25 protein-coding genes and 1 riboswitch are annotated in these 25,695 nt (G+C 69.3%); of the genes, 13 read left to right on the top strand and 12 right to left on the bottom strand.

What is annotated here, in order from left to right; all coding sequences use genetic code 11:
- Positions 1-89 precede the first annotated feature (89 nt).
- The 5 genes from IP78_RS10190 (at position 90) to IP78_RS10170 (ending at position 3,287) form a co-directional block, all read left to right on the top strand.
- The gene (locus tag IP78_RS10190) at positions 90-701 is read left to right on the top strand and encodes a phosphoribosyl-AMP cyclohydrolase (RefSeq protein WP_054111569.1); all 612 of its coding nucleotides are present in this window, start codon (positions 90-92) and stop codon (positions 699-701) included.
- Positions 702-775: 74 nt separating this feature from the next.
- Positions 776-1,453 carry a DUF2490 domain-containing protein gene (locus IP78_RS10185; protein ID WP_054111568.1) on the top strand — a complete coding sequence of 226 codons (678 nt, stop codon included), beginning with the start codon at positions 776-778 and terminating at the stop codon, positions 1,451-1,453.
- Between the two features lie 237 nt (positions 1,454-1,690).
- Positions 1,691-1,972 carry a hypothetical protein gene (locus IP78_RS10180; protein WP_054111567.1) on the top strand — a complete coding sequence of 94 codons (282 nt, stop codon included), beginning with the start codon at positions 1,691-1,693 and terminating at the stop codon, positions 1,970-1,972.
- A gap of 24 nt (positions 1,973-1,996) precedes the next feature.
- Positions 1,997-2,452 (top strand): hypothetical protein, encoded by a 456-nt coding sequence (locus tag IP78_RS10175; protein ID WP_054111566.1) that lies wholly within the window; start codon positions 1,997-1,999, stop codon positions 2,450-2,452.
- A gap of 46 nt (positions 2,453-2,498) precedes the next feature.
- On the top strand, positions 2,499-3,287 hold the full coding sequence (locus IP78_RS10170) for an OmpA family protein (protein ID WP_054111565.1): 789 nt from the start codon (positions 2,499-2,501) through the stop codon (positions 3,285-3,287).
- Between the two features lie 9 nt (positions 3,288-3,296).
- Here IP78_RS10170 and IP78_RS10165 read toward each other — a convergent pair whose 3' ends face one another.
- The 5 genes from IP78_RS10165 to IP78_RS10145 form a co-directional block, all read right to left on the bottom strand.
- Entirely contained in the window at positions 3,297-4,925 is a 1,629-nt protein-coding gene (locus IP78_RS10165) for a cyclic nucleotide-binding domain-containing thioredoxin-disulfide reductase (RefSeq protein ID WP_054111564.1), read from the bottom strand.
- 72 nt (positions 4,926-4,997) lie between these two features.
- Entirely contained in the window at positions 4,998-5,780 is a 783-nt protein-coding gene (locus IP78_RS10160) for an ABC transporter ATP-binding protein (protein WP_197272434.1), read from the bottom strand.
- Positions 5,777-6,754 (bottom strand): iron ABC transporter permease, encoded by a 978-nt coding sequence (locus IP78_RS10155; RefSeq protein ID WP_054111604.1) that lies wholly within the window; start codon positions 6,752-6,754, stop codon positions 5,777-5,779. The genes IP78_RS10160 and IP78_RS10155 overlap by 4 nt, the downstream gene beginning before the upstream one ends.
- A gap of 5 nt (positions 6,755-6,759) precedes the next feature.
- Positions 6,760-7,683: an ABC transporter substrate-binding protein gene (locus IP78_RS10150; protein WP_231680981.1), complete on the bottom strand. Its 924-nt coding sequence runs from the start codon at positions 7,681-7,683 to the stop codon at positions 6,760-6,762.
- Between the two features lie 101 nt (positions 7,684-7,784).
- Positions 7,785-7,982: riboswitch (cobalamin riboswitch) on the bottom strand.
- A gap of 37 nt (positions 7,983-8,019) precedes the next feature.
- A complete protein-coding gene (locus IP78_RS10145; RefSeq protein ID WP_054111563.1) occupies positions 8,020-9,099 on the bottom strand; it encodes an endo-1,4-beta-xylanase in 1,080 nt (359 codons plus the stop codon).
- Between the two features lie 26 nt (positions 9,100-9,125).
- Here IP78_RS10145 and IP78_RS10140 point away from each other — a divergent pair, with 26 nt between their 5' ends.
- Together IP78_RS10140 and IP78_RS10135 are read left to right on the top strand one after the other, a co-directional pair.
- Positions 9,126-9,407, top strand: coding sequence for a ribbon-helix-helix protein, CopG family (locus IP78_RS10140; RefSeq protein ID WP_054111562.1), 282 nt, complete (start codon positions 9,126-9,128; stop codon positions 9,405-9,407).
- Positions 9,404-9,622: a hypothetical protein gene (locus IP78_RS10135; protein ID WP_054111561.1), complete on the top strand. Its 219-nt coding sequence runs from the start codon at positions 9,404-9,406 to the stop codon at positions 9,620-9,622. Before IP78_RS10140 ends, IP78_RS10135 begins: the two co-directional genes overlap by 4 nt.
- Before the next feature lie 17 nt (positions 9,623-9,639).
- On the opposite strand, the gene IP78_RS10130 is transcribed toward IP78_RS10135, so the two are convergent.
- From IP78_RS10130 to IP78_RS10110, 5 genes are all read right to left on the bottom strand, one after another.
- On the bottom strand, positions 9,640-10,050 hold the full coding sequence (locus IP78_RS10130) for a flagellar export protein FliJ (protein WP_054111560.1): 411 nt from the start codon (positions 10,048-10,050) through the stop codon (positions 9,640-9,642).
- A 13-nt stretch (positions 10,051-10,063) separates the two neighbouring features.
- Positions 10,064-11,404, bottom strand: a complete 1,341-nt coding sequence (gene fliI / locus IP78_RS10125; RefSeq protein WP_054111559.1) for a flagellar protein export ATPase FliI — start codon at positions 11,402-11,404, stop codon at positions 10,064-10,066.
- Positions 11,405-11,471: 67 nt separating this feature from the next.
- Positions 11,472-14,552, bottom strand: coding sequence for a DUF3857 domain-containing protein (locus IP78_RS10120; protein ID WP_054111558.1), 3,081 nt, complete (start codon positions 14,550-14,552; stop codon positions 11,472-11,474).
- Positions 14,553-14,641: 89 nt separating this feature from the next.
- The gene (locus IP78_RS10115; protein WP_054111557.1) at positions 14,642-15,391 is read right to left on the bottom strand and encodes a M48 family metallopeptidase; all 750 of its coding nucleotides are present in this window, start codon (positions 15,389-15,391) and stop codon (positions 14,642-14,644) included.
- Between the two features lie 65 nt (positions 15,392-15,456).
- Positions 15,457-18,498: a PAS domain-containing protein gene (locus IP78_RS10110; protein ID WP_054111556.1), complete on the bottom strand. Its 3,042-nt coding sequence runs from the start codon at positions 18,496-18,498 to the stop codon at positions 15,457-15,459.
- A 269-nt stretch (positions 18,499-18,767) separates the two neighbouring features.
- Here IP78_RS10110 and cysK point away from each other — a divergent pair, with 269 nt between their 5' ends.
- Positions 18,768-19,745 carry a cysteine synthase A gene (gene cysK, locus IP78_RS10105; RefSeq protein ID WP_054111555.1) on the top strand — a complete coding sequence of 326 codons (978 nt, stop codon included), beginning with the start codon at positions 18,768-18,770 and terminating at the stop codon, positions 19,743-19,745.
- Positions 19,746-19,748: 3 nt separating this feature from the next.
- Here the strand turns inward: cysK and IP78_RS10100 are convergent, their stop codons facing one another.
- The gene (locus IP78_RS10100) at positions 19,749-20,483 is read right to left on the bottom strand and encodes a hypothetical protein (protein ID WP_054111554.1); all 735 of its coding nucleotides are present in this window, start codon (positions 20,481-20,483) and stop codon (positions 19,749-19,751) included.
- Between the two features lie 159 nt (positions 20,484-20,642).
- Between IP78_RS10100 and IP78_RS10095 the strand changes: the two genes are divergently transcribed.
- The 5 genes from IP78_RS10095 (at position 20,643) to IP78_RS10075 (ending at position 24,677) form a co-directional block, all read left to right on the top strand.
- Positions 20,643-21,200 (top strand): DUF4287 domain-containing protein, encoded by a 558-nt coding sequence (locus IP78_RS10095; RefSeq protein WP_054111553.1) that lies wholly within the window; start codon positions 20,643-20,645, stop codon positions 21,198-21,200.
- Entirely contained in the window at positions 21,197-21,817 is a 621-nt protein-coding gene (locus IP78_RS10090; RefSeq protein ID WP_054111552.1) for a TetR/AcrR family transcriptional regulator, read from the top strand. The genes IP78_RS10095 and IP78_RS10090 overlap by 4 nt, the downstream gene beginning before the upstream one ends.
- A 10-nt stretch (positions 21,818-21,827) precedes the next feature.
- On the top strand, positions 21,828-22,811 hold the full coding sequence (locus tag IP78_RS10085; protein WP_054111551.1) for a copper chaperone PCu(A)C: 984 nt from the start codon (positions 21,828-21,830) through the stop codon (positions 22,809-22,811).
- A gap of 45 nt (positions 22,812-22,856) precedes the next feature.
- Positions 22,857-24,074, top strand: coding sequence for a DUF2336 domain-containing protein (locus IP78_RS10080; RefSeq protein WP_054111550.1), 1,218 nt, complete (start codon positions 22,857-22,859; stop codon positions 24,072-24,074).
- Between the two features lie 198 nt (positions 24,075-24,272).
- Positions 24,273-24,677 (top strand): MucR family transcriptional regulator, encoded by a 405-nt coding sequence (locus IP78_RS10075; RefSeq protein ID WP_054111602.1) that lies wholly within the window; start codon positions 24,273-24,275, stop codon positions 24,675-24,677.
- A gap of 180 nt (positions 24,678-24,857) precedes the next feature.
- On the opposite strand, the gene IP78_RS10070 is transcribed toward IP78_RS10075, so the two are convergent.
- A partial coding sequence (locus tag IP78_RS10070; protein ID WP_054111549.1) for a DUF2336 domain-containing protein occupies positions 24,858-25,695 on the bottom strand: 838 nt, incomplete at its 5' end.

The following is a 25,695-nucleotide window of genomic DNA, read 5'->3' as shown; positions in this document are numbered from 1 at the left end:
CCGGCGCGCCAGGCCGCCGACGCAGCCACGCCTGATCTTCCGCATCTTCCGGCCGTCGCCGCACACCGGCCCCGTCGAAAGGACACCCCATGCGCAAGACCCTCGCCCTCGCCGGCCTCGTCAGCCTGATGGCCGCCCCCGCCCTGGCCCAGATGCCCGCGTCGGTCGCCGTTTCCAGCGACAGCTACGCCGTCGCCAACCTGAGCCCGGCCACGGCCGCCGCCGCCCCGATCACCGTCGCCGAAGTCGAGGCCGCCCAGCGCGCCTGGGGCGACGCCCTGGTCGCCATCGCCACCGAGTACGACCGCAACGGTCAGGCCGCGGCCCAGCGCCTCGCCGGACAGATCATCGATGCCGCCTACGGCTACAACCTGGGCCCGGTCGCCTTCAAGCCGACGCTGGCGTCGGGCGAGCAGACCTTCCGCACGACCCGTGAGGGGGCTCTGGCCTACTTCGTCGGCGGCAACAGCCGTTTCGCCGGTGACACGGGCTTTGCCCTGAAGGGCTGGCGGTCCTACGAGATCGACAACGCCGCCATCGTCATCAACGGCACCACCGCCATCTCGACCGGCAACGTCATGATGACCAACGCCGACGGCGAGACCACCACCGTCGACAAGACCTGGGGCTGGGTGCGCGACGCCAACGGCGCGCTGCGCATCGTGCTGCACCACTCCTCCCTGCCGTACAGCGCGGACTGATCCGCGCCCGTGCAGGCAAGGCCGCCCCGCGCCCCGGGGCGGCCTTTTCCGTTTTCGATCACCGGACATCGCCGATGAAGCTCGTCACCGCCTTTCTCACCACGACCGTCGCCCTGGTCGTCGCCCTGCCCGCTACCGCCCAGGATGATCGCCAGGTCTGGTCGGCCGCCTTCGCCAGCGGGCCGGTCCAACCGGGCGGAAAGCTGCTGGTCTGGTTCGATGGCCATGCCCGCTTCCGCGACGAGGGCGACCAGCTGGACGTCACCATCGTGCGCCCAGGCGTCGGCTGGCGCATGTCGCCTCGCCTCGATTTGTGGGCCGGCTACGCTCACGTCACCCTGCGCCGCCCCGGACCGGACGGCGAGGAGCACCGCGCCTGGCAGCAGGCCACCTATCCCATCGCCGAGATCGCGGGCGGGCGGCTGACCGGTCGGACCCGGCTGGAGCAACGTTTCCGCGAAGGCGGCGATGACACCGGCTGGCGGCTGCGCCAGTTCGTTCGCTGGAGTCGGCCGATCGACGGGTCCGATGTGTCAGTCGTCGTCTCCAACGAGACTTTCGTCGCCTTCAACGACACCGACTGGGGACAGGCCGACGGCTACGACCAGAACCGGGCCTTCGTCGGACTGGGCTGGCAGGCGACGCCCCGCTTTCGGCTGGAGGGGGGCTACATGAACCAGCACATCGCATCGGCGACCGGCCCGGACCGGCAGAATGACAATCTGCTGGTCGCCGGGTTCGTGACCTTCTAGGGCGCGGCCTACGCCTCGCCGGGCCGGACGTGGCGCCGGACGTGGTGCAAGACGACGCAACCCTCGCCCCTGGCCCAGGCTGCCCGGCTCACCGATCCGTCGCGCGCTCCATCGGCGCCACCTGTGCCCTGGTGCGCCGGGCCCTGCTCTGACCAAGTCTGACGATATCGGTCGCAACCTTGACCGCGACAGGCGCGCCTGAAACCGTGGGCTCTTCCGGAGCTCCGTTTCGCGCCCATGCTGATCGAATTTCTGGCCGTATCGGCGATCCAGGCGACAGCCGTCACACCCGATCCCTCACAGTGCCCCACCCTGGCTCGCCTGGACCGGGCGCGGCTGGGCGTTCGTCCGCCACCCGACTTCACGCCCGTCTACGTCGAACTGACCGAACCGGGCCGCCAGCCACGGATGATCCGTGGATCGGAAACCCACCGCACGATCCAGGCGGCTCTCATCGGCGTCGCCATCGGGCCCGAGGCCCAGCAGGGAGCGAGAGCTTGCCCGCTCCGCCGCAGATAGAACACCAGACCAGAGGATGACCGGATGATCGTCGAAGCCCTTTTTCTCGCCACGCTGGCAGGCCCGATGGAGCGCGACGGCGTTCGCTTCATCGGATGCAGCTCGACGCCCCAGGAGCGGCAGGGGCCGACCCTGTTCGAAACCTTCCGCATCGAGGTTCGACGGGGTGATCTGATCCGCTGGGACCGCTGGAGCGAGGTCGAACGGCAATACCTCCCGGCGACCCACGGCAATGGATGCGTGGAGCCGACCTACAGCGAGCTCGGCCCTGTGACCGTCCGCTGCTCGGTCACCGCCGACCGGTATCACACCGAATACGAATCACCCGTCAGCAACGGCAGCACCTCCATCGACCGGACGACGGGTGACCTGACGATCACCGCCCAGAATCGCGACAGCGTCTTCGCGTTCCGCAACGCGGGGGTCTGCGGACCGACGACCGACCCGTCGCGCCGTCGCTCCGGCGAACCCCGGCTCTAGGTCGCCCGCGCCCGCCCGATCCTTCCTGACCCCCCGGAGCCACGCCATGCTGAGATCCCTCATCGCCGCGGCCGTCTGCGTCATCGCCGCATCGCCCGCCATCGCCCAGTCCGAGATGACGGCCAACATCTATTTCGAGCGCGGCAGGGACCAGCTTCTCTCGTCCGCGCGGCAGACCCTGGACGCCCTCGTGGCCCAGATGGGCAAGAGCGATGAGCCCATCCTGCTGTCCGGCCACACCTCCCGCTTCGGCGAGGAAAGCGACAACGTCGGCCTGTCGCAGCGCCGGGCCAATGCGGTGCGGGATTATCTGGTGGGGCGCGGCGTCCCGGCGGCGCGCATCACGACGGCGGCCTATGGCGAGACCCGCCCGGCGCGCCCGACCGCCGATGGCGTGACCGAGCCCCTGAACGAGCGTGTCGAGGTCCGCGTCGGCGCTCAACCGCCCGCCATCACCGCGGCCGATGTCCTGACCCTGTCCGCCGGGTTCCAGCCCGATCCGGTCACGATCCCGGTCACGGCGGGCGGCCTGATCGCGTTCAACGGCCTGGACACCGACTGCTATGGCGGCCACATCCCGCTTCAGGCGCAGGTCGTCCTGCGTTACGAGCCGGGCGACTATCCGCTCATCGTCCGCGCCAACGCCGACCAGGATGCCACCCTGACGATCGTGGCCCCGGACGGCGGACTGCACTGCAATGACGACGGCCCGTCCGGCTTCGACCCGGAGGTCCGCTTCGATTTCCCCCTGGCGGGCCTGTATCAGATCCACGTCGGGACCTTCTCCGAGGGCGAGCGCTTCCCCGCGACCGTGTCGATCACAGAGGTCGACTGAGACCGGGCCCTAGGCCTCGCCGGGCCGGACGTGGCGATAGACATGGCTGATGACGACCGAGCCTTCGCCGACCGCCGAGGCCACCCGCTTGACCGATCCGGCCCGCACGTCGCCGACCGCGAACACGCCGGGGCATGAGGTGGCATAGGGCGAGTCCGACAGGCCGCAGTCCTGGCCCGTCTTGATGAAGCCCTTGGCGTCCAGCTCGACCAGGCCGTCCAGCCAGGCGGTGTTGGGCGCGGCCCCCACCATGATGAACAGGGCGCGGCTGTCGATCCGCTGCCGAGAACCGTCGGCCCGATTGACGATCGTCAGCCGCTCCAGCCGGTCCGCCCCCTGCAAGTCCTCGACCTCGCTGCGATAGTGGACGGTGATCCTCGGATCGGCCTCCAGCCGTTGTGTCAGGTAACGCGACATCGACGCCGCCAGGCTGGGTCCGCGCACCACGACGTGCACATGGTCGGCGTTGCGGCTCAGATACATGGCCGCCTGGCCCGCGCTGTTGCCGCCGCCCACGATCACGGCTTGCGTGCCCCGGCACCAGCGCGCCTCCAGCTCGGTCGCCGCATAGTAGACGCCGGCCCCCTCGAACTCTTCCAGACGGGGCAGGGGCAGGCGGCGATACTCGACCCCGGTCGCCACCACGACGGCCCGGGCGCAGACCGACTGACCGTCGTCGAAGCGCACGCAGAAGGTCCCGTCCTCGCCGCGCTCGATGCCCGTGGCCCGCAGCGGAATGGCGAAGCGCGTGCCGAACTTCATCGCCTGGACCTCGCCGCGCCAGACCAGGTCCGCCCCCGAGATTCCGGTCGGAAAGCCCATGTAGTTCTCGATGCGGCTGGACGTGCCCGCCTGCCCGCCGATGGCCAGGTCCTCGCTGACCAGGGCGCGCAAGCCTTCCGCGCCCGCATAGACTCCCGCCGCGACGCCCGCCGGGCCGCCGCCGACGATCAGCACCTCGAAGGCGTCCTCGGGGTCCAGCTGGATGTCGAGCCCCAGCCGGTTGGCCAGCTTGGCCGGGGTTGGGTCGGTGATGATCTCGTCCACGCCAAAGATAACGGCGGGCTGGGACTCGGTCACGCCGCAGACATGCAGCGCCGCCCGGGCCTCCGGGCTGTCCAGCGGATAGGTGACGCAGGCGATGCGGTTCCGCGCCGCGAACGACGCGACGCGGCGAACGGCCGGGCTCTCGTCCACGCCGATCAGGCGGATGGCCCCGTCGCCGTCCTCCAGCTGACGCCGCCGACGCGCGGCGAAGACGCCGATGATGATGTCCGACATCTCCGGGATCTCGGCCATCAGCCGCAGCATGGTGGGGCGATCGACCTCGGTCGTCGTGGTGTCCTGCGCCGCCCGCATCGGCAGGGTCCAGCGCCCGCCCGCCAGAAAGCCGATCTCGCCCATGAACTGGCCCGGACCCAGGGTGGACGGCACCCGCCGCTCGCCGGTCGTCAGGTCCACCACCTCGACCTCGCCCGCCTCGACCCAGACGAAATGGTCCATCGGATCACCGGGCCGCGCCAGGAACTCGCCGGCCTTGTAGGTCCGGGTCTGCCCGACCGCCTGGATGGCCGCGACATGGGCGGGGCTCAGCGGCGTCCGCTTGGTCTGACGCAGATCGAAGGCGATGGATTCCATGGGACGAAACGCTCCGGTTGTCCGGCGAAGCTTAGCCTGCGTTGTGTGACGGTTTGATCCGGACGCGGCCGATCACAGACGACCCAGCACCTCGATGACCGGCCCGCCAAGACCCGACCGCACCTCGGCGCGGATGCCATAGGCCGAGGCGATCAGCTCCGGCGTCAGGACGGTCGCCGCCGGGCCATCGCCGATCACCGCGCCGTCGGCCAGCACCACGATCCGGTCCGCGATGCGCAGCGCCAGCGACAGGTCGTGCAGGGTCACGATCACCCCGACCCCGCCTTCCGCCATCGCCCGGAACAGGCCGACCGCGTCCAGCTGATGAGCGGGGTCCAGTCCGGTCATGGGCTCGTCGGCCAGCAGCCAGTCGGGCTCTCCGGCCAGGGCGCGGGCGATCAGGACGCGCGCCCGCTCTCCGCCCGACAGGGTGTCGACGCTCCGGTGCGTCAGGTCTGCGGCTCCGGCGGCGGCCAGCGCCCGGTCCACCGCCGCCTCGTCTTCGGCCGACAGGCCGCGCGCGCCGATGAAGGGGGTGCGCCCCAGTCCGACCAGGGCCCGCGCCTCGACCGGCCAGGCGATCTCGGGCGTCTGGGGCATGACCGCGATGCGCCTTGCCCTCGCCCGCGCCGGCATGACCGACAGGGGAGAGTCGTCCAGGCGCACGGCCCCGCTCGAGGGCCGCATCAGCCCCGCGAGACAGTTCAGCAGCGTCGACTTTCCTGCCCCGTTCGGCCCCAGAACCGCCGTCACGGTCCCGCTCTGGACGCTGAGGTCGATGCCATGCAGCACGGGACGGCCGCCCAGTGACACGCCGAGCGCCAGGCACGTCAGGGTCGAAATCGGCCGGGTCATGCCGTCCCCTTTCGAAGGCGCAGCAGCAACATCAGGAAGAAGGGCGCGCCGAACGCCGCCATGGCCACGCCCAGCTTCACCTCCGCCGCCGACGGGGCCAGCCGCACCAGAATGTCGGCCGCCAGGACGATCACCGCCCCGCCCAGGATGCTGGGCCCCAGCAACGCCCCCGGCCGCGCTCCCACCAGAGGCCTCAGCAGATGCGGCGTCACCAGTCCGACGAAGCCGATCACCCCGGTCACGGCGACACAGGCCCCTGCAGCCAGCGCCACGCCCGCCGCCAGAATCCACCGCGTCCGCTCCAGCGACACACCCAGCGACCGCGCCCCGGTCTCGCCCAGCGTCAGGGCATCCAGCGCCCGGCCCGTGGTCAGCAGCAGGCCGCACCCCAGCGCGATCAGGGGCGCGGCCATGCGCACCTCCGGCCATCCCCGGTCCTCGATCGATCCCATCAGCCAGTCGACGATCTCGGCCACGGCCCAGGGATTGGGCGCCAGCGACAGGGCCAGCGACACGCCCGCGCTGGCCACCACGCTCAGGATCGCCCCGGCCAGCAGGAACGACACCATGCTGGATGCCGTCCCCGACAACAGCATCAGGACCAGAACCCCCAGTAACGCCCCCGCCACCGCCGCGACCGGCAGGGCCCAGGGCACCAGCGCCGCCACGCCATAGTAGAGGGTCAGCACGGCCCCCAGCGCCGCCATGGCCGAGACCCCCAGCACGCCGGGATCGGCCAGCGGGTTGCGGGTGTAGCCTTGCAGCGCCGCCCCGCTGAGCCCGAGCGCCCCGCCGATCAGCAGGGCCAGCACCGTGCGCGGAGCCCTCAGTTCCAGCAGGATCGGCCAGCGCGGGTCCGAGCCCGGATCGAACCAGACCTCGAACGGCACCCAGACCCGGCCGATGCTCAGGCTCAGCATCGACAGGACCACCAGCGCAGCCGCCAGAGCGCCATACAGCAGGGGGCGGTTCATCGCCTTCACGCGCCCCCCTCCAGCACCGCGTGCCGCGCCTGCGCCAGGGCCTGCGCCGTCTGGATCAGCACGGGCCCGCCGCAGAACAGCAGCTTCTGGGCAAAGGTCTCCCGCCGCATCCGGTCTGCCAGATGCGTCAGCGCCGGGTGCCGCAGCAGGCTCTCGGCCCGGCTGGGCGCGCCCGGCCGGGTCACGCCGCTCAGCAGCACGTCCGGCGGATCGGCCACGATCTGCTCCAGCGGCACCGACATGGACTGCGTCAGGCCATATCGGACGGCGGCGTTGTCGAACCCGGCGCGTCGCATCATCTCGTCCATCAGGGTCCCCGGACCCGAGGCGAAGCCGCCCGGCATGAAGATCAGCGCCGACGGCCGGGGCGAGCCGGCGGGCGGTTCGGCTGCGGCGAGGGCAGCCTGGATGCGCGCGACCAGGGCCTCTCCCCGCTCGGGCCGGCCCACCCGTCGCGCGACCTCGCGCACCTGCGCCAGGCTGTCGGCGACGGTTTCCGGCACGGGAAAGACCGCCTGCGGAATCTCCAGCCGGTCCAGGGCGCGACGCAACGGCTGGGACACGAACTGGCCGTTCAGCACCAGATCGGGCGACAGCGCCGCGACCTCCTCGGCCGTGCCCCAGTTGAAGGGCAGGTCGCGGGCCACCTCGGCGATGGTCGAACTCTCGGCTTCCCGCGAATAGTGGCTGAGCGCGGTGATCCGCTCGTGCTCGACCACCTCGACCAGGATGACGTCCAGACAGGGGTTCAGCGACACGATCCGGCGCGGCGGGCCATCCGCAGCGGGCGGCACGGGCCGGATCGGCTCTCCACATCCCGCCAGCATCGCCAGACCCCCCGCCAGCAGGGCGCGACGGGGCACGGCCGCGCGCGGGGCGGCGTAGCGAGCATCATCAGACGGCGGCCGGTCTTCGGCCATCGGCGTCCCTTCCTTCGACGTCGCCGACGCAGCACGGCCGCGTCGGGACAGGCATCGTCGTCGGGGGTTCGACCCGTATCGCCCGGAACACCACGTCCGCGCGACGCACGACCGCGACAGGCAGGTCTCCTGGCTCGCGGGTCAGGGCCGGTGCGCGCCGCCTTCCCGGAAGCCGCTCGGGCCGCCAGTGGCATTCGACGCGCGGGCTCGCCGCTTACAGTTGCGTGGTCAGCCCGGGTCTCTCACCCGAGTTCCCTTTTCATCCCCGTCGCCGGGGAACCTGTCGCACCCTCACGCTAGGCCAAGGCGTCGCAGGCGACAATGGTGGAGGGGTCCTCAGGCGGAGAAGCCGTCGACGACCGCCTGGAACATCGGATTGGGCCGACCGGCGGCATTGAACAGCAGGGGGCTGTCCTTGCCGTCGTCGCGGGCATCGCGGCGCAGCCAGCTGTCGGTGTCCCTCAGGCCCCAGAGCGTGAAGGCGTGCCTCTGCGCGGGCGGCAGGTCCATGAAGGCCTCGGCCAGTTCCATGACCCGGCCCGTCTGCTGTTCGATCTTCTGGCGCTGGGAGCGGGTGTCGATGCGGCCTTCACGACGGAGCGACGCGTCCAGCTCCGACATGTGGATCGGCAGGCCGAACTGAGCGGCCTCGCGGAAGAAGGCGGTGATCTGGCCGGCGGGGATCTCGATATCCAGATGGCTCTGGGTCCCGATCCCGCCGATCGGCACGCCGCGCCCCAGCATCCGCTCGACCAGCCGCAGAAAGGTCGCGCCCTTCACCGGATTGTTCTCGAGATTGTAGTCGTTGAGGAACAACACGGCGTCCGGATCGGCCGCATTCGCCTGCTCGAAGGCGCGGGCGATGTAGCCGTCCTGGCCCAGCGCTTCGGACCAGTGACAGTCGCGCAGGCCGTTGCCGTCTTCCGCCACCGCCTCGTTGACCACGTCCCAGCCGTTGACGCGCCCTCGGTAGCGACCGGCGACCTCGGCGATGTAGCGATCGAAGGCGGCGACGAAGGCCCGACGGTCCAGCCCGCTGAACACCTCGGCCCCTTGCGAGTACCAGACAAGCGCATGGCCATGCAGGCGCAGACCGTGGGTGGTGCAGAAGTCTGCGATGCGATCCGGCGCGTCCCACAGGAACCGGTCCGGCCCCTGCAGAATGTACTCCATCTTCATCTCCCACTCGGGCGTGAGCTGGGAGCAGTGGGTCAGACAAAGATCGACCCAGGCCTGATCGTCGAACTGCCCCGCCATGGCCGCCGTGCCGATGGGGAAGGGGACCAGGGACTTCAGCGGCGTCGCCTGGATGACCGGCTGGGCCACCGTCTGACCGCAGGCGGCGAGCGCGAGGGTGGACGCGAGGAAGAGGCGCCGGTCTAGCGGCGCGACGTTGTCGAAGGAGCGGGCGCGCATTATAATCTCATGATAAGGAGCCCGCCATGCAGACCGCTCGCGTCACCGTGCTGATGACCCCGGACCGCAAGGCCCAGCTGGAATCCCGCGCCGCCGACATGGGCGTCTCCAGCGGCGAATTCATCCGCCTCGCCGTCGACAACTTCAACCCCAGCGAAACGGAATCGGCCGAACTGGCCGCCCTGATCGACGAATTGTCCGAGGCCGTGCCCCGCATGCGTGCGGCTCTCGACCGGTCCGTCGAACGCCTGGACAGCACCCACGCCAAGGTGGACCGCCTGCTCCGCGACATGGGCGTCCGCGCATGAGCACCGTCAGCGATATGCTGAAGGGCCTGCGTCAGGTGGTCCTGATGGAGGCCAACATCGCCCGTCTCGAACGCTCGGTCGAAAGCCTGAGCAACGATGTCGACGGCCTGGCGGACGGCCTGGGCGCGCTGCGCGACCGGGTGTCCCGTCTGGAGGGCTTCATCGAGGGCGCGGCGGCCGTGTCCCAGTCTCAGCCGCGATTGACGCGAGACTAGGCCCCGACCCCGCACGATCAGCCTGCGCGTCTGCGCAGCCCCATCTCGTCGAACGCCGCCGTCTCGCGCTTGCCGGCGGCGATGAGGGCGTTCAGGCGGGTCGTCTCGGCGACGTGCTCGAACTTCTTCAGTTCCGAATAGGCGTCGGTCAGGGCGTCGCGCGCGCCGGCTTCCTCTGCGTCCAGCGTGTCCAGGTCGGCCTCGGCCAGACCCTTCTTCGTCTTCCAGCCGGCCAGATAGGCCTGGAGCAGCATGCCCGCCTCGGCATCGGCGCGGGCGCGCTCGCGCTCCACCTCGACCTCTGCGTCCAGCACCGCCAGCCGCATCTCGGCCGAGGCCTTGCGCGCCGTGATTTCGGCCAAGCGCTTCTGCAGCGTCTCGACCTCGTAGTTGGAGATGCGGATGAGGGAATGAGCCCAGGCGGTCATGCGAAATCTCCGGTCACTGCAGCTGACCTTGGTTCAGAATGCTTTCCAACCGGTTGAAGGCGTCCGCCAACCGCGTGACGTCCTCCTTGTCCTGTCCGAGGAAGGCTTCCAGCGCCGGGTTCAGCGCGATGGCCCGGTCGACGATGGGGTCGGCGCCTGCGCGATACGCCCCGATCTTGATCAGCTCTTCCATGTTGGCATAGGCGCTCAGGCACTGGCGCGCCCGCTTGTTCAGCTCGCGCTCGGGCGGCGTCTGGTTCTCCGGCATGGTCCGGCTGACGGACTTCAGAACGTCGATGGCGGGAAAGCGCCCGCGCTCGGCGATCTTCCTGTCCATGACGATGTGGCCGTCCAGAATGCCTCGCACCGCGTCGGCGATGGGCTCGTCGTGGTCCCCGCCGTCCACCAGCACGGTGAACAAGGCCGTGATCGGCCCCGCCGTCGTCCCATCCGGCCGCACCGGACCGGGCCCGGCCCGTTCCAGCAGCTTGGGCAGTTCGGTGAAGACGGTCGGCGTATAGCCCTTGGTCGTCGGCGGCTCGCCCGCCGCCAGCCCGATCTCGCGCTGCGCCATGGCGAAGCGGGTGACGGAGTCCATCAGGCACAGGACTTCCAGGTCCTGGTCCCGGAAGTATTCGGCGATAGCCAGCGTCATATAGGCCGACTGGCGCCGCTTCAGCGCCGGCTCGTCCGAGGTCGCCACCACCACGACGGCGCGGCGCAGGCCTTCTTCGCCCAGGGTCTCCTCGATGAACTCCCGCACCTCGCGGCCCCGTTCGCCGATCAGGCCGACCACGACCACGTCGCACGTCGCCTGCTTGGCCAGCATGGACAAGAGCACCGACTTGCCCACGCCCGATCCGGCGAAGATGCCCAGCCGTTGTCCCCGGCAGGTGGTGGTGAAAACGTCCATCGCCCGCACGCCCAGATCCAGCCGCTCGCCGACCCGTCCACGGGAGTGCGCCGGCGGCGGCGAGGCGCGAAGCGGATAGGGGGCCGGCCCCGTCAGCAACGGCCCCTTGCCGTCGATCGGCTGGCCAAAGGCGTCGATGATGCGGCCCAGCCATGCCGTGGTCGGCCGCACGCTGGCCTGTTCGCCGATGATGTGGATGTCTGCGCCGGGTGCCACGCCCTCGACCGGACCGAACGGCATCAGCAGAGCCTTGGAATCGCGGAAGCCCACGACCTCGGCGGGCAGGGGGGTCGAACCCCGCCGCCCGATCTCGGCCCGCGCCCCGACCGCCAGCCGCGACAGCCCGCCCCGCGCCTCGATCAGCAGGCCGTTCACACCCGCCACCTTGCCGGTGACGACCAGGGGATCGACGGCTTGAACGGCGGCGATCAGGTTGCGCAAAGGGGCACGGCCTCGCAGGTCAGGAGGCGTTAACCTTTGGGCCGACGTGGTTAACGAGGGGTGAAGGTCACGGGGCTGGCGCACCCCCAGCACCCTCATAGCTCTCGAATGATTCGACGACGTCCGGGTCCCGCGTTCTGGCGGCGGCCTGGTCGGCTTCACCCGCCGCGACATCACCCAGCGCGATCCGCGCGAGGCCACGACCGTACAGGGAAGCCGGGAGTTCGGGTTCGATCGCCAAGGCGGCCTCGTAGGCGGCGAGTGCGTCTTCGGACCGGCCAAGCTGCAGCAGGACCCGACCTCGGCTGTCGAGTATGCCGGGCTCTTCCGGCGCGGCGGCCAGGGCCGCGTCGCAGTCGCGTAGCGCTTGATCGAGCATCACGCCCGCGGTTGCGGCCGTCCAGCAGAGGTTGTTCAGAGTGCCGGGATCGGAAGGATGCCTTTCGCGCAGGATCGCCATATCTCGCGCGGCGCCTTCCAGGTCGCCCAGTCCGATCAGACTCTCGGCTCTCAGCATGAGCGCCGCCTCGGGATTCGGCGGAAAAGGATCGAGCAGGGCGTTCAACAGCTCGACCGCTAGGCTGTATTCTGCGCGTTCAACCTTCAACGCAGCGAAGTTCAACCTGACCCCCGGATCGTCAGGCGACGCCTGGAACAGGGCGTCCATTTCGGCATCGGCTTCCGCCGTTCGGCCGGCCTCGTTCAGCACACCGATCCGACGAAGCTTCAGGCGCAGGTCCGATGGCCGCGACGAGATCAATGTATCAATGTCTCGCAGAGCGCGGTCAGGCTGGTCCAGCCCGAGGTAGAGTTCTGACCGCATACTGAGGGCGAATTCGTCGTTCGGCGCCTGACGCAGGGCCCGCGATAGCTCGATGACCGCATCCTCAAGCCGGTTCTCCGACATGGCCAGCAAGGCGTTGCCGTTCATGGCGACCCGTTCCGAGGGGTCGATGTCCACAGCCCGTTCGAGATCCGCGGCCGCCCCCGTCAGGTCGCCGGCCCAGAAGCGGTAGACGCCCCGGTTCGCCCAGGCCGCGCTGCTTTCTGGATCGAGTGTGATCGCCTCCCCGGCCGCTTCCACGGCCGCGGCCCGGTCGCCGGCTTGAGACAGAGCAAGGGCCCTGTCGAGCCAACCGGACGCTGTCGTCGGCGTCTCTGCGCTCCATGCCGCCCGATCCGCATCGGTTGGACGATAGGCGTTGGGACGAAACACGCGAGGTGGATCGTAAGGACGAGCCTCCGCTGCCAGGCGGTCGCGATCCGCCGTCTCAGCGGAAATCTCGGAGACGAGACTTCGCAGGGTCGTGTGCACGACAACCCGGTCTTGCTCGAGCGCGACGCTGCGGCGGATATGCCGGCCGAACTCGGTCCGATCGACCTCGCCGCCCGATACCCGGAAGCCCTCTCCCCCTCCTGGCAGCAGGACGGTTGAGACCTGGCGGGCATAGCTGGGGTGTATCATCGCGAAAGGCGCGAACTGGTAAGGTCCGGGTGGACGCTCCAGGGCCGTGATGGCCTGGTACGACGCGCCCGGCGGGATCAGGCCTGTGTCGTTCCATTGTAATGTGGTCTCTCCCCGCACAGTCAGGGACAGGACGTTGGTTTCCTCGTCGTAGGTCGATCCAACCTCGTCGATGGTCAGGTCGGCGATCTGTCCCATCCAGATCGCCCGCAGACCCTGATCCTTCTGAGCGGGCTGGACCAGGGCCAACTGGCCACCCAGGAGCGTGGCGGTGTCGCCGGTCAGGATCAGCGTGCCAACGACGCCAGCTGGCGCATACAGACCAGCGGAAGCATCGACCTCGACCCTCAGGTCGGACTGAGGCCGGTCCAGAGGTCCGGGAGACAGGGCCTCCAGCCTCGCGTCTGGCCCCGTGAGCGGCAGCGCCCAATGCAGGGACGGTACGACAACATCGGCCAGGACGCGGTCGCCGCTGCGCGTTCCATCCAGCCAATAGACCGCGCCATCGATCGTGACCCGCACGAGGACATGATTGAAGGCGCCAATCATCGGCAGCCTCTCTACGAGGCCATCGCCGTCGGTGAGGCTGACGGCAGCCGGTTCGGCCGGAATGCCCAGGCCGTCGAGGAGAGCCAGCAACAGCGCAGTCTTGGCCTTGCAGTCGCCGAAGCGCTGGGTCCATGTCTCATCCGCGCTCGCCGGCGTGAGGGCGCCCTCGCCCATCACCAGGGCGACGTAGCGAACCTGATCCTGCACCAGCCGCAGCGCCGCGGCGGCGCGAGTGGCTGGATCGTCGGACATGGCCCGGATCCGTTCGATCTCGGTGTGAAGCGGCGAGTCGGGCGCTATCGCGCGCGCCCTGTCGTACAGCGGCTTGAGGGCGACCGCGATGTCCGACCAGTCGCCATAGGCGGACAACTCCACTCCCCGGACGTCGGCGAAACGCCCCGGCGCGTCTTCGGGAACGAGAACGGGGTCGAGGGGACCCAGGTCGAACTCGATGATCTGCCGGTTGCCCTCGCGACGGGGACGAAGCGGGATCCAGTTGGCGCTGGCGCGGGTTTGCACGGCCAGGTCCGCTGGCCAGGACGCCCGAAACCTCGCGCGCTCCAGCCGGGCGAGCGGGTTCAGGTCCAGGGTCTCCTCGAAGTGTCCGGCGAGGACCAGGTCTCGCGTCGTGATCGTATGGGCGACATCCAGAACGTCACCGACCCGCAACCCCTGAGGCTGCAAGACTGCGGTGACGTAGCCGTCCAGCATGGACTGCTCGAGGTTCTGCTCTCGCCTCAGGATTTCGAAAGACTGATCCGCCAGGAGGTCGATCACCACGCCGTCCCGGATCAGGTTGACGTGGTGGACCATCACCGAATCCGAGGCCGGGTTCCAGGTCAGGGCGACGTTGCCCAGCAGGGGCAGGGCCTGGGGCGACAGCGCCTGGGTTTGAAGCCGCTGATAGCGATTCACGGCCTCTCCAGTCGCCAGGACCTGGGCGTCGTAGAGGGGAACCCGCACTCCGGTTTCGGCAGGCGCGGGTGTCAGGGGACCCATGACGGCCTCGTCGACCCAGTCGGGCGTCGGACCGCGGGCGGGTGCCGGACCGTCCTGCGCCCCGGCCGGATACGCAATCAAGAGTCCGATGGCGCTCATGGCCGCAAGGAATGAACGCAGCGTCCTGGCCAGCATAAGGGTGCTCCACGCCGCGACGGGCGGCCTTGGAGACCGTCATAGTCTGTGGATTGCCACAGACCAATTGTCGATGACGCCGCTCAACCTCAGTACCACCCGCGCTGGTCGATATAGGCCTCCAGCGCCTGGATGCGCGTCGCGTCGGACGGGTGGGTGGAGGCGAACTCGGGCTGGCCGGATTGGCGCTGCTGGGCCATCAGCCGCCACAGGGCGACCGCCTGCGACGGGCGGAACCCGGCGGCGGCCATGTAGTCGACGCCCAGGCGATCCGCCTCCAGCTCGTCGCGGCGTGAGTGCGGCAGCAGCAGACCGTACTGCGCCGCGACCGTGCCCAGCGACCCGACCGTTCCGCCGCGCGACCCCGCCGCGCCCTGGGCCACCGACAGGCCGATATTGGCCAGGGCGGCCGACGAGGCCCGCTCGGCGGCGTGCTGGGCGACGACGTGGCCCATCTCGTGGCCGATGACGGTGGCGAGCTGGTCGTCGTTCTGGACCAGCGCCAGCAGGCTGGTTGTCACCCCGATCTTGCCGGACGGCAGGACGAAGGCGTTGGGGCTCTGGCTGTTGAAGACGGCATAGTCCCAGGCGCGATTGGTCAGGCCGGCGGCCCGCACCAGCCGGTCGCCGACCCGGCGGATGCGCTCGACCTGGGGTCCACTGCGGGTCGGGTTCTGGGTGCGCAACAACTCGGCCCAGGCGGCGTCGGACTGCTGGTTGATGGCGGCCGTATCGCCCAGGATCAGCTGGTTCCTGCCCAGCGTCTCGTTGTAGGCGCAGGCGCCGAGCGCGGAGGTGGCCACGAGGGCAGCGGCGAGGGCGGTCAGGCGGCGGGTCATGGCGTCTCTCGGTGAAGCTTGGCGGATCAGACCGTCGAAACTCCGGCGCTGCAAGAGCGGTTCCGCTATCCCTCGATCATCTCGCGGATGCGCGCGCCGAGCGCCGAGACCTGGAAGGGCTTGGTCATGACGGCCATGCCAGGCTCCAGCGTATCGCCCGCCACCACCGCGTTCTCGGCGTAGCCGGTGATGAACAGCACCTTCAGATCGGGCCGCGCCACGCGAGCGGCGTCCGCCACCTGCCGTCCGTTCATGCCGCCGGGCAGGCCGACGTCGGACACCAGAAGGTCGATACGCGCATCGGAGTTAAGGATCGCCAGGCCGGCCGGGCCGTCGGCGGCCTGGAGAACCGCATAGCCGGCGTCCTCCAGCACCTCGACCACCAGCATCCGCACGGTCTCCTCGTCGTCGATGACCAGCACGGTTTCACCCTGACCGGCGTCCGCATCGGCCTCGGCCTCGGGCGCCTCGGCCGGGTCGGCCACACCCTGCCAGCGAGGCAGGGCCAGCGTCAGGGTCGTGCCCTGTCCGGGCTCGGTCTCGATGCGGACCTGTCCCCCCGACTGGCGCATGAAACCGTGGATCATGGACAGACCCAGCCCCGTGCCGTGACCGATCGGCTTGGTGGTGAAGAAGGGATCGAAGGCCTTGGCCACGACGTCCGGCGTCATGCCCGAACCGGTGTCGGCCACCGACAGCTTGACGTAGTCTCCGGGCGGCAGATCACGGGACCGCGCTTCTGCGGCGTCCAGCGTGGCGTTCCACGTCCGGATGGTCAGGTCGCCGCCGTTCGGGGCCATGGCGTCGCGGCTGTTGATGCACAGGTTCAGCAGCGCGTTCTCCAGCTGTGACGCGTCGATCCGCGTGGTCCACAGGTCGGGTGCCGCGTCGATCCTCACCCGGACGTCCGGTCCCACGCTGCGCCGGATCAGGTCTTCCATGCCCAGCACCAGCCGGTTCACGTCCGTCGGCCTGGGATCCAGCGTCTGGCGCCGCGAGAAGGCCAGAAGCCTCTGGGTCAGGGTGGCCGCCCGCCGCGACGCGCCCTGGGCGGCCTGGATGTAGCGATCCATCCCCGCCAGCCGCCCCTCGGCCATGCGCTTTTCGATCAGCTCCAGACTGCCCGATATGCCGGCCAGCAGGTTGTTGAAGTCGTGGGCGATGCCCCCGGTCAGCTGGCCGATGGCCTCCATCTTCTGCGACTGGCGCAGGGCTTCTTCCGCGTGCATCAGCTCGGCGGTGCGTTCGGCGACCCGCTCCTCCAGCGTGGCATTGAGCGCCTTCAGCGCCTGGGTCGCGCGGGCGCGCTCGACCTCGGTGCGGATGCGGGTGGCGACCTGGCGGACCAGCTCGACCTCGTGATCGCTCCAGACGCGGGCGTCGGCCTGGTTGACGAACACCATCCCCACCAGATCCCCGCCCTCCAGGACCGGCACGTTGATGAAGGCGCGACAGGCGGCGTCCTCCAGGCTCTCGATCGCCCCCTCGGCCCGGGGGTCGCCCCGCACGTCGTCGACGCGCAGGATCGCGCCGGTCTTCATGTCGTCGATGAAGTCGCCCCAGTCGCGCAGCCGCAACGTGCCCGCGATCGATCGGGCGCGGTCCGACACCCAGTCCTGTTCGACATGGATGGTCTCGGCGACGGTGTCGACGGTGGCGTATCCGACGCGGTCGGCCTTCAGGAACCGGCCCAGCACCTCGGCGGCGCGGGCGGCCAGACAGGCCGGATCGGCGAGGTCGCGCATGGCGTCGCCGATCTCGACCAGGGCCTGCTGACGCAGCTCCGCTTCCTTGCGCCCCGAAATGTCGGAGACGACAGCGTAGAAGCCGTCGATCACCCCGGTGTCGTCGTGCCGGGGAATGTAGTCGGCGCGGACATGGCGGCCCCGCGCCCCGGCATAGGGCAGGAAGTCCTCGAACGTCACGGTCTCGCCCGCCAGGGCCCGCTCCATGTGGGGGCGGGCCTTGGCGAAGGCCTCATCGCCCAGAACCTCGACCACGGATCGGCCGATCAGGCTGGCGGCGTCAGGCCCGAACCAGTCGGCATAGCCGCGATTGTTCAGCTGGTAGCGGAAGTCCCGATCCACGAAACTGACCAGCACGGTCAGGCTGTCGGTCAGGCGTTGCAGCTCGTCGCGCTTGCGGGCGGCGTCGCGCTCGGCCTCGCGCCGGGCGATGGCGGCCCGGGCCCGCTCGCCGAACTCGCGCGCGAAGGCGACGTCCTCCGGCGTCCAGACGCGCGGCGTGGCGGAGTGGATCAGCATCTGGGCGACCGTGCGCCCGCCTTCCTGCAAGGGCGCATCCAGCAGGGCGGCGACGCCAAAGCTCAGCAGGGGCAGGGGGTCGCCGCGGGTGCGGGGATCGGTGCGCACGTCGTCGATCGTCACCGCCTGACCGGCGATGATGTCCTCGACGTAGGCGCCGTAGTCGCGGAAGCGGTGCAGGCCGACGACGCTCGACGTTTCCGGTGCCGCCCGCCAGTCGCGCACGACCGCGATGGTCTCCCGGTCCGGGTCGATCACGCCGTATCCGACGCGGTCGGCTCGCAAGGTCTGACCCAGGATCGCGGCCGCCGCCTCGGCCATGTCCAGCGGGTCGTCGGTCCGGCTGATGGCGTCGTCCAGCGCGATCAGGGCGTCCTGGCGCGCGCGCTCCTGGCTTTGGCGCTGTTCGGCCAGCACCAGGTCGGTGACCTCGCGGACGAACACCATCAGTCCGGCGGGTCGCCCGCTCTCGTCGGGGACCGGCGTGTAGTCCAGGTCCAGCCAGGCGGGCTCCGGCGCGCCCTGCCGATCCAGCACCAGTTCCTGCCGCTTCAGCGACCAGGCCTCGCCGGCTAGGGCGCGGCGGATGTTCAGGTCGTTGAAATCGGCGATCTCGGGCCAGCCGTCGCGCGCGCCCAGACCCAGCAGCTCCGGGTGCCGCCGCCCGGCGAAGCGGGCATAGCCGTCATTGTAGATCAGCGTGCCCTCATGTCCCCACAGCAGGACCATCGGGTTGGGCGCCGCCACCATCATGCCGACGATGGTCTTCAGGCTCTGCGGCCAGGTCTGGATCGGCCCCAGCGGCGTGTCGGCCCAGGCATGGGCGCGAATCCGCGCGGACATCTCGCCGGATGATCCGAGGACGTCCGTCTTCTGGTCGCGCTCTGCAGTGTGGTCCAGCAGTGACGGTTCCCCCCGGCCGGTGAGTCTGCGCCCATAGTGGCGCCTGCGCAAACGCGAGCCGGCCAGAATGGTTCAACGGCGCGGTTGCGCCCTGTGGCGACAACCCTATGTCCTGTCGAGCCGCCGTCCGGAACAGGCTCCGGGCGTTGGATTTCAGACGTTTCAGACTGTTCGCACCCGATTTCTCGTCTCTGCCGGAGCCCTTCCCCATGTCCGACGCCGCCCCCGCCGCCGCCCGATCCACCTCTGGCCGGGGCAAGGTCTATGGCTCCATCCTGGACACCATCGGCGACACGCCGATCGTCGGCCTGCCCCGGCTGTCCGCCGAGCTGAGCCCCAAGGCGACGGTGCTGGCCAAGCTGGAGTTCTTCAACCCGATTGCCTCGGTCAAGGACCGGATCGGGGTCGCCATGATCGAGGCGCTGGAGGCGGACGGCCGTATCCAGCCCGGCGGCGTCCTGATCGAGCCGACCAGCGGCAACACCGGCATCGCGCTCGCCTTCGTCGCGGCCGCCAAGGGCTATCGGCTCATCCTGGTCATGCCCGAAAGCATGTCCATTGAACGTCGCAAGATGCTGGCCCTGCTCGGCGCCGAGCTGGTCCTGACGCCGGCCGAAAAGGGCATGAAGGGGGCCATCGCCATGGCCAACGAGCTTCTGGAACGCACGCCGGGCGCGGTCAGCCCCAGCCAGTTCGAGAACCCCGCCAACCCGGCCATCCATCGCTCGACCACGGCGGAAGAGATCTGGAACGATACGGCGGGCGCCGTCGACATCGTCATCTCCGGCGTCGGCACCGGCGGCACCATCACCGGCGTCGGCCAGGTGCTGAGGGCGCGCAAACCGGGGCTGAAGATGATCGCGGTGGAGCCCACCGCCTCGCCGGTCCTGTCGGGGGGAGAGCCCGGGCCGCACAAGATCCAGGGCATCGGCGCGGGCTTCGTCCCAGCCGTGGTCGACCGTTCGGTCATCGACGGGGTGGAGCAGGTCTCCAACGAGGACGCCTTCGACATGGCCAGGAAGGTCGCCCGGGTCGAGGGCATCCCCGTCGGCATCAGCTCGGGCGCCGCCCTCGTCGCCGGCTTCCGTCAGGCGGCGCTGGACGAGAACGCGGGCAAGACCATCGTCGTGATCATCCCCAGCTTCGCGGAGCGGTATCTGTCCACGGCCCTGTTCGAGGGGCTCTGAGGCTCAACCCCAGAAGCCGCCTGCCAGGCCCACCGCCATCAGGGGAAAGGTCGCGATCAGGCTGGCAATGAAGGTCACGAAGGTGATTACGGCGGCCTTGACCAGGCCACCCGGCAGGGTCCGGTACCACCGGCCCTTGCCCACCCTCAGAAAGGCGATGAACCCCAGGATCAGCATCCCCAGGGAGGACCAGACCGCCGTGGACGGCATATAGGCGAGAAAGCCGATCGGGATGAAGGGCAGGGTCCAGACGTTCAGATAGTGAAAGGTCGCCCGGAACGACTTGCGCCAACCCAGATCGGCGGCGTCCCACCACCGCAGCAGCGGAGCCGAGACAAGCGCATAGAACAGGGCGTTCAGCGGCACCAGAACCAGCGACATCCAGTTGTCCGCGTCGGCGAGGAAGGCGTCCCGGCTCTTGCCGGATTGGGCGATCAGCGGGTCCAGCGCCTCGGGGGGCAGGCCGGCGAACATGATGGTCGTCCCGCCCATGAGGAACAGCTGCAGCATCAGAACGCCGCACAGGGTCAGGTAGAAGCGCAAAGGGCGCGCATAGACCCCGCCTCCGCTGGGCCCCAACGCCATATAGGCGTCCAGCATGGCCGACGGCTTGACGAAGGCGTCCCTCAGGGTCCGCAGCTCGCGCTGACCGAAGCCGGTCGCGTCCTCGCTCAGATGATGCAGTCCAGCCTCTGGCTCGCGGCTGGGTGACCTCGGCGTGTCCGGTGTTTCCGTCATGGGGCGCTCGGTCGAGGGAAGAGGGAACAGCGATACTGTGGGCTGTGCGGGAGGGGTCAAGCCCCAGCGGTGTCGCCGACGTCCCTTGAACGTCCATTCAAATATCCTTGACTCCCCGACTTGAACGAGCGTTCAATGGTCGGGACAAGGGAGGACGGCATGGCGGACCCGCAGGCCGAGCTGGCGACCATGATCGCCAATCTGAAGGACAAGACCGGCAAGTCGCTGGACGACTGGGTCGGCCTGACCCGCGCCAGCGGTCCCGCCAAGCACGGCCAGATCGTCGCCTGGCTGAAGTCCGATCACGGCCTCACCCACGGCTATGCCAATCTGGTCGCGCACAAGACCCTGGCGTCCGACGCCGGCTCCCATGCCGACGACGACCTGATGGCGGCCATGTTCGCCGGACCCAAGGCGGCCATGCGGCCCGTCTATGACAAGGCCGCTGCCTTCGTGGCCTCGCTGGGCGAGGTCGAGTTCGCGCCCAAGAAGGGCTACGTCAGCTTGCGCCGCTCCAAGCAGTTCGCCCTGCTGCAGCCCTCGACCAAGGACCGGCTGGACGTCGGACTGAATCTGAAGGGCGTCGAGCCCGAGGGGCGGCTGGAGAAGGCCGGGTCCTGGAACGCCATGGTCACCCACCGGGTCCGCATCGCCTCGGCCGAGGAGGTCGACGCCGAAGTGGAGGGCTGGCTGCGCCGCGCCTGGGAGGCGGCATGAGCCCCAAGGAACGTCAGGACGTCCGGAGCCGCATCGTCATGGCCGCCATGGAGCTGTTCTTCGCCAAGGGCTACAATTCGACGTCCATCGCCGACATCCTGAGCCGGACCCAGCTGAACGCGGGCAGCCTGTATCACGTCTTTCCCGGCAAGCAGGACGTCCTGGTTGCCGTGCTGGAGTGGTACCGCGACGGCATCCGCGAGAACCTGCTCGACCTGGCTTGGGAGGGGGTGGACGACCCCATCGAGCGGATCTTTGCCCTGCTGGATCGCTATCACTGGATGATCGTGGAGACCGACCACACCTTCGGCTGCCCGATCGGCTCGCTGGCGCTGGAGCTGCACGAGGCTGATCCGGTGGTGCGCGACCTCCTGGCCATCAACTTCACCAACTGGGCCGAGGCTGTGCGCGAATGCCTGGACGCCGCGGGCGATCGCCTGCCGGCCGATCTGGACCGCCGGGCGCTCGCCGAGTTCGTCCTGACGACGATGGAGGGGGGCGTCATGCAGGCCCGCACCTATCGCGACGTCGCCTACTTCGACCGGGGCGTGGCCATGCTGCGCGACCATTTCGACATGCTGCTGGCCCGCGCCGCGCGCCGGCCCGAGATCGCCTGAGGAGGGTCTGATGAGGGTTCGCCTGATCGCCGCTTTCGCCCTGTCGCTGCTGGCGGCCGGACCCGCGCTTCCCGTCTTCGCCCAGGTGGCCGAACTGCCCGCGCCGGGCTCGGGCCGGGCGGCCTACGCCCCCTTCGAGCATCTGGTTGGCAGAACCTGGCGCGGGACGGGCACGGGCCCGAATGCGGTCGAGGACATCCAGCGCTGGGACTGGGCCATCGGCGGCCACGCCCTGCGGGTGGTCCATTCGGTGGCGGGCGGGGCCTATGCGGGCGAGACCCTGATCTTCCGCGATCGCGACAGCGGGGCCTATGCCTTCCACTACTTCACCACCGGCGGCTTCCACACCTCCGGCATCATGCGGCCGACCGGCCCCGGAGCTTTCGAGGCGGAGGAGACGGTGCATGGCCTGGACGGCTTCACCACCCTGCGCTCGACGATGACGATGGGCCCGGACGGCGTTCACCGCACCCGAACCTCGCGCGAGGTGGACGGGGCCTGGGTCGAACAGGGCGGCTTCGACTATCGCGAGGACGCCTCGGCCACGCCCGTGATGCCGGCGCTCGGCGCGGCTCCGGCGCGCGAGGCCCCGGCCTCCGCCGGCCCGCTGGACCTGACCCGTCGCATCCTGCGCCACGTCGAGGAGACCGGTCAGGACGTCGCCGCCTATGTCCGCATCCGCAACGGCGACCCGGTCGATGACGAACTGATCGCCGTGTCCTGCGCCTGCGCCCAGAGGGTCGAACTGCACCGCATCGACCGGTCCGGCGAACGGCCCAGCATGGTGTCTGACGCCGTCTGGACCGTGCCTGCCCGGGGCGAGCTGGATGTGCGACCCGGCAGTCCGCTGCACTTCATGTTGATCGGCTATGACCCGACAGCGGCGAGCGACGGCAAGGTTCGTCTGACCCTGACCTTTCGCGTGGCGGGACCCGTCGAGGCCGAGTTCGCCCTGACTGATGACAGCGCCGCCGCATGGGGGGCTTTCAACTGAGCGTCACGCGCGGTTAACCCGGTCGGCCGTACCCTCTGGTCCGACATGTCCGAACCGGCGTCCGTCCCGCCCCCAGAGGCTGCGAAAGCCCAGTTTCGCGCGCGCCATGCGCTGCTGAAGCGACTGGCCGATGTCGTGTCCCTGCCGGCCAGCCGGGTGAACGCGTTCGAGCGCGCGGTGACCGGCGATCTTCTGGTCGAGATGCTGCGCCTGGCCTCGCCGCAGGAGAGAAAGCGCGTGGCGGTCCGGCTGACGCCGCTGGCCGAACTGCCCAACAGCCTGACGCGCATGCTTCTGCGCGACGATACCGAGATCGCAGGCCCGCTGATCGAAGGGTGCGCGGCGCTCAACGACGCCGACCTGTGCGCCTGCGCCGCCGATACCGGACCGGAGCATCGCTTCCTGATGGCCAGTCGTCGCGGACTGTCCGAGGTCGTGACCGAGAGCCTGATCGCGTTCGACGAACCGGCCGTGATCCAGTCCCTGCTCAGGAACACGACGGCGAAGCTGTCGCAGTCCGGCATCGAGGCCATCGTCAGCCTGAGCCGCACCGCGCCAGAGCTGTGCGAACACCTGTTGCGGCGACCCGAGCTCCGGCCCTCGGGTGCCTACGTCATGTTCTGGTGGTGCGGACCAGAGGATCGCAGGACCATCCTGCAGCGCTTCGCCGTGTCGCGGGAAGTCCTGCAGGAGGTATCCGAGGACGTCTTCGCCATGGCCGCCGAGGAAAACTGGCAGGACCCCGTGGCCCGCAAGGCCCTGCAGTTCATCGAGCGCCGGCAAAGGAATCGCGCGGCCATCGAGAAGAGCCCCTACGACAGTCTCGAGCATGCCGTCGCCGTGGCGGCCAAGGAGGGCCTCAGCCCCGGGTTGGCGGCGGAGATGGCCTATCTGGCGGGCATCAAGCCCCTGACCGGCGCCAAGATCATGGGCGATCTCGGCGGTGAGCCCCTGGCCATTCTGAGCAAGGCTACGGGCATGTCGCGCGTCGATCTTGAAAACCTCTGGCGGTCCGTGCGGCGCCCTCTGGTCGATTCGACCGGACAACCGCATCCCGACTGGACGCGCGTCCAGATGATCTACGAGATGCTGGCCGTAGACCGGGCCCAGACCGTGCTCCGATACTGGAACTGGTCCCTGTCCTCGGCCATGTCACCGGCGTTGATGAAGGCGATCCGTGAGGGGGATGAAGAGGCGCTGGATCAATACTCTGCGCCTGAACGGGCCGCGATGATGGCCCTGGCGGAAGACTTCGGCCGCTGATCGCGCACGCTCGTCAACACAGTAAACGCGGAACGGGATCGTAAAGCGCGGCCCGCTGAGCTGTTGTCTCAAAGCATTTGCCTTGAAGCGCGAACATCATTATCAGCGCGAGTCTCGATCGCCGAAGCGCGAACAGTCAAAGATAAGGAAACACCCGTGGACGCCTCAAGACCTGAAGACCGCTCCGAGCTGCTGGAAATGACGGCGGACATCGTGTCGGCCTATGTCGGCAACAACACCGTCGCCGCTGCTGAACTGCCGAGCCTGATCTCCAACATCCACGCGGCGCTCAGCACGGTTTCGACCGGCGTTGTCGAGGCGGCACCGGAGCCCAAGGAGCCGGCCGTGCCGATCCGCAAGTCGATCAGCCCTGATTACCTGATCTGTCTGGAAGATGGCCGCAAGTTCAAGTCGTTGAAGCGCCATCTGCGCACCAAGTACGACATGAGCCCCGAGGAATACCGCGCCAAGTGGGGTCTGCCGAAAGACTATCCGATGGTCGCCCCGAACTATGCCAAGGCCCGCTCGGAGCTGGCCAAGCAGATGGGGCTCGGCCAGGGCGGCCGCAAACCCGCCCGCGCCGGTCGCGTCGCGAAGAAGTAGGTTTCACGAAATCCTCCCACGCATCGCGGGGGAGGGGGACCAGCCGAAGGCTGGTGGAGGGGGCGGACGCGCGCACCGTGTCTGGAGCCGCCCCCTCCACCGCTTCGCGGTCCTTGAGGATCGGCTCGTATACGAGCCGACCGCAAGCCCCCGTTCGCCTTGCTCCGGGGGAGGATGAGGTCAGGCCGCCTCGGCCCCGCGCCTCAGGCGCCAGAACCGCAGGGTGCGCAGCGCCGCGTCCCGCTGCAGCTCGGCATACATCTTGGCGTAGCTGTGGGCCTTGCCCATGGCGTTCTCCTCGGCGTTGAGGATCACCACGGCGAAGGTCAGGAACAGGGCGCGGTCCAGGTCCGCCGCCTTGCAGACGACGGCGAGTGCATCCAGCTCCTTCTTCTCGACGATCGACTGGGCGGTGTGGAAGTCGATGTCCGCCAGCTGGGCCAGCGCGATCAGGAAGGACGTGCGGCTGCCTGAACGCAGGAACCGCGCCAGCATCGTCGGGGTCAGCTGGTTCGCGGCCTTCAGCTCCTCAACGTAGGCGTAGCATTCGACGTAGTCGGGCGGCAGGGCCCCGTCATCGGTGGCGACGCGGGTCCGGCCGGCGGCGAGCGCGCTTTCCAGCAGCGCCGGATCCATCGAGGCGTTCTGGTCCAGGATGCGCTGGCGCAGGCGGGCCTCGACGACGAAATACATGTCGTTCAGCAGATCCGGGGGCAGGCTCTGTCGCTGGACCGTGGCTTCGTGCAGCGCGGGATTGGCCTTTGCGCGTTCGACCGCCGTCTCGCTGGCGGCACGCGAGAGGCGGGCTCCGTCGTTCCGGAGCAGGCTGCCCAGGGTGTCGTCGTCGCCGCGTTCGACGATGACGTCGGACACGGCCTCGGACACCGTGGCGCGTTCGGAGACGGCCTTCAGATGATCCTGGCCCTTGGTGCGGACGACACCAAGCAGGTCGTCGTCGGTCAGGACGGTCGAGGCGCGCAACACGGCGGCGGCGACGGCCGCCTCGTCATTGGCCAAA

Source organism: Brevundimonas sp. AAP58, assembly GCF_001295975.1.
In the GTDB taxonomy this organism is placed as follows: Bacteria; Pseudomonadota; Alphaproteobacteria; order Caulobacterales; family Caulobacteraceae; genus Brevundimonas.
This window is presented reverse-complemented; position numbering and strand designations above follow the sequence as displayed.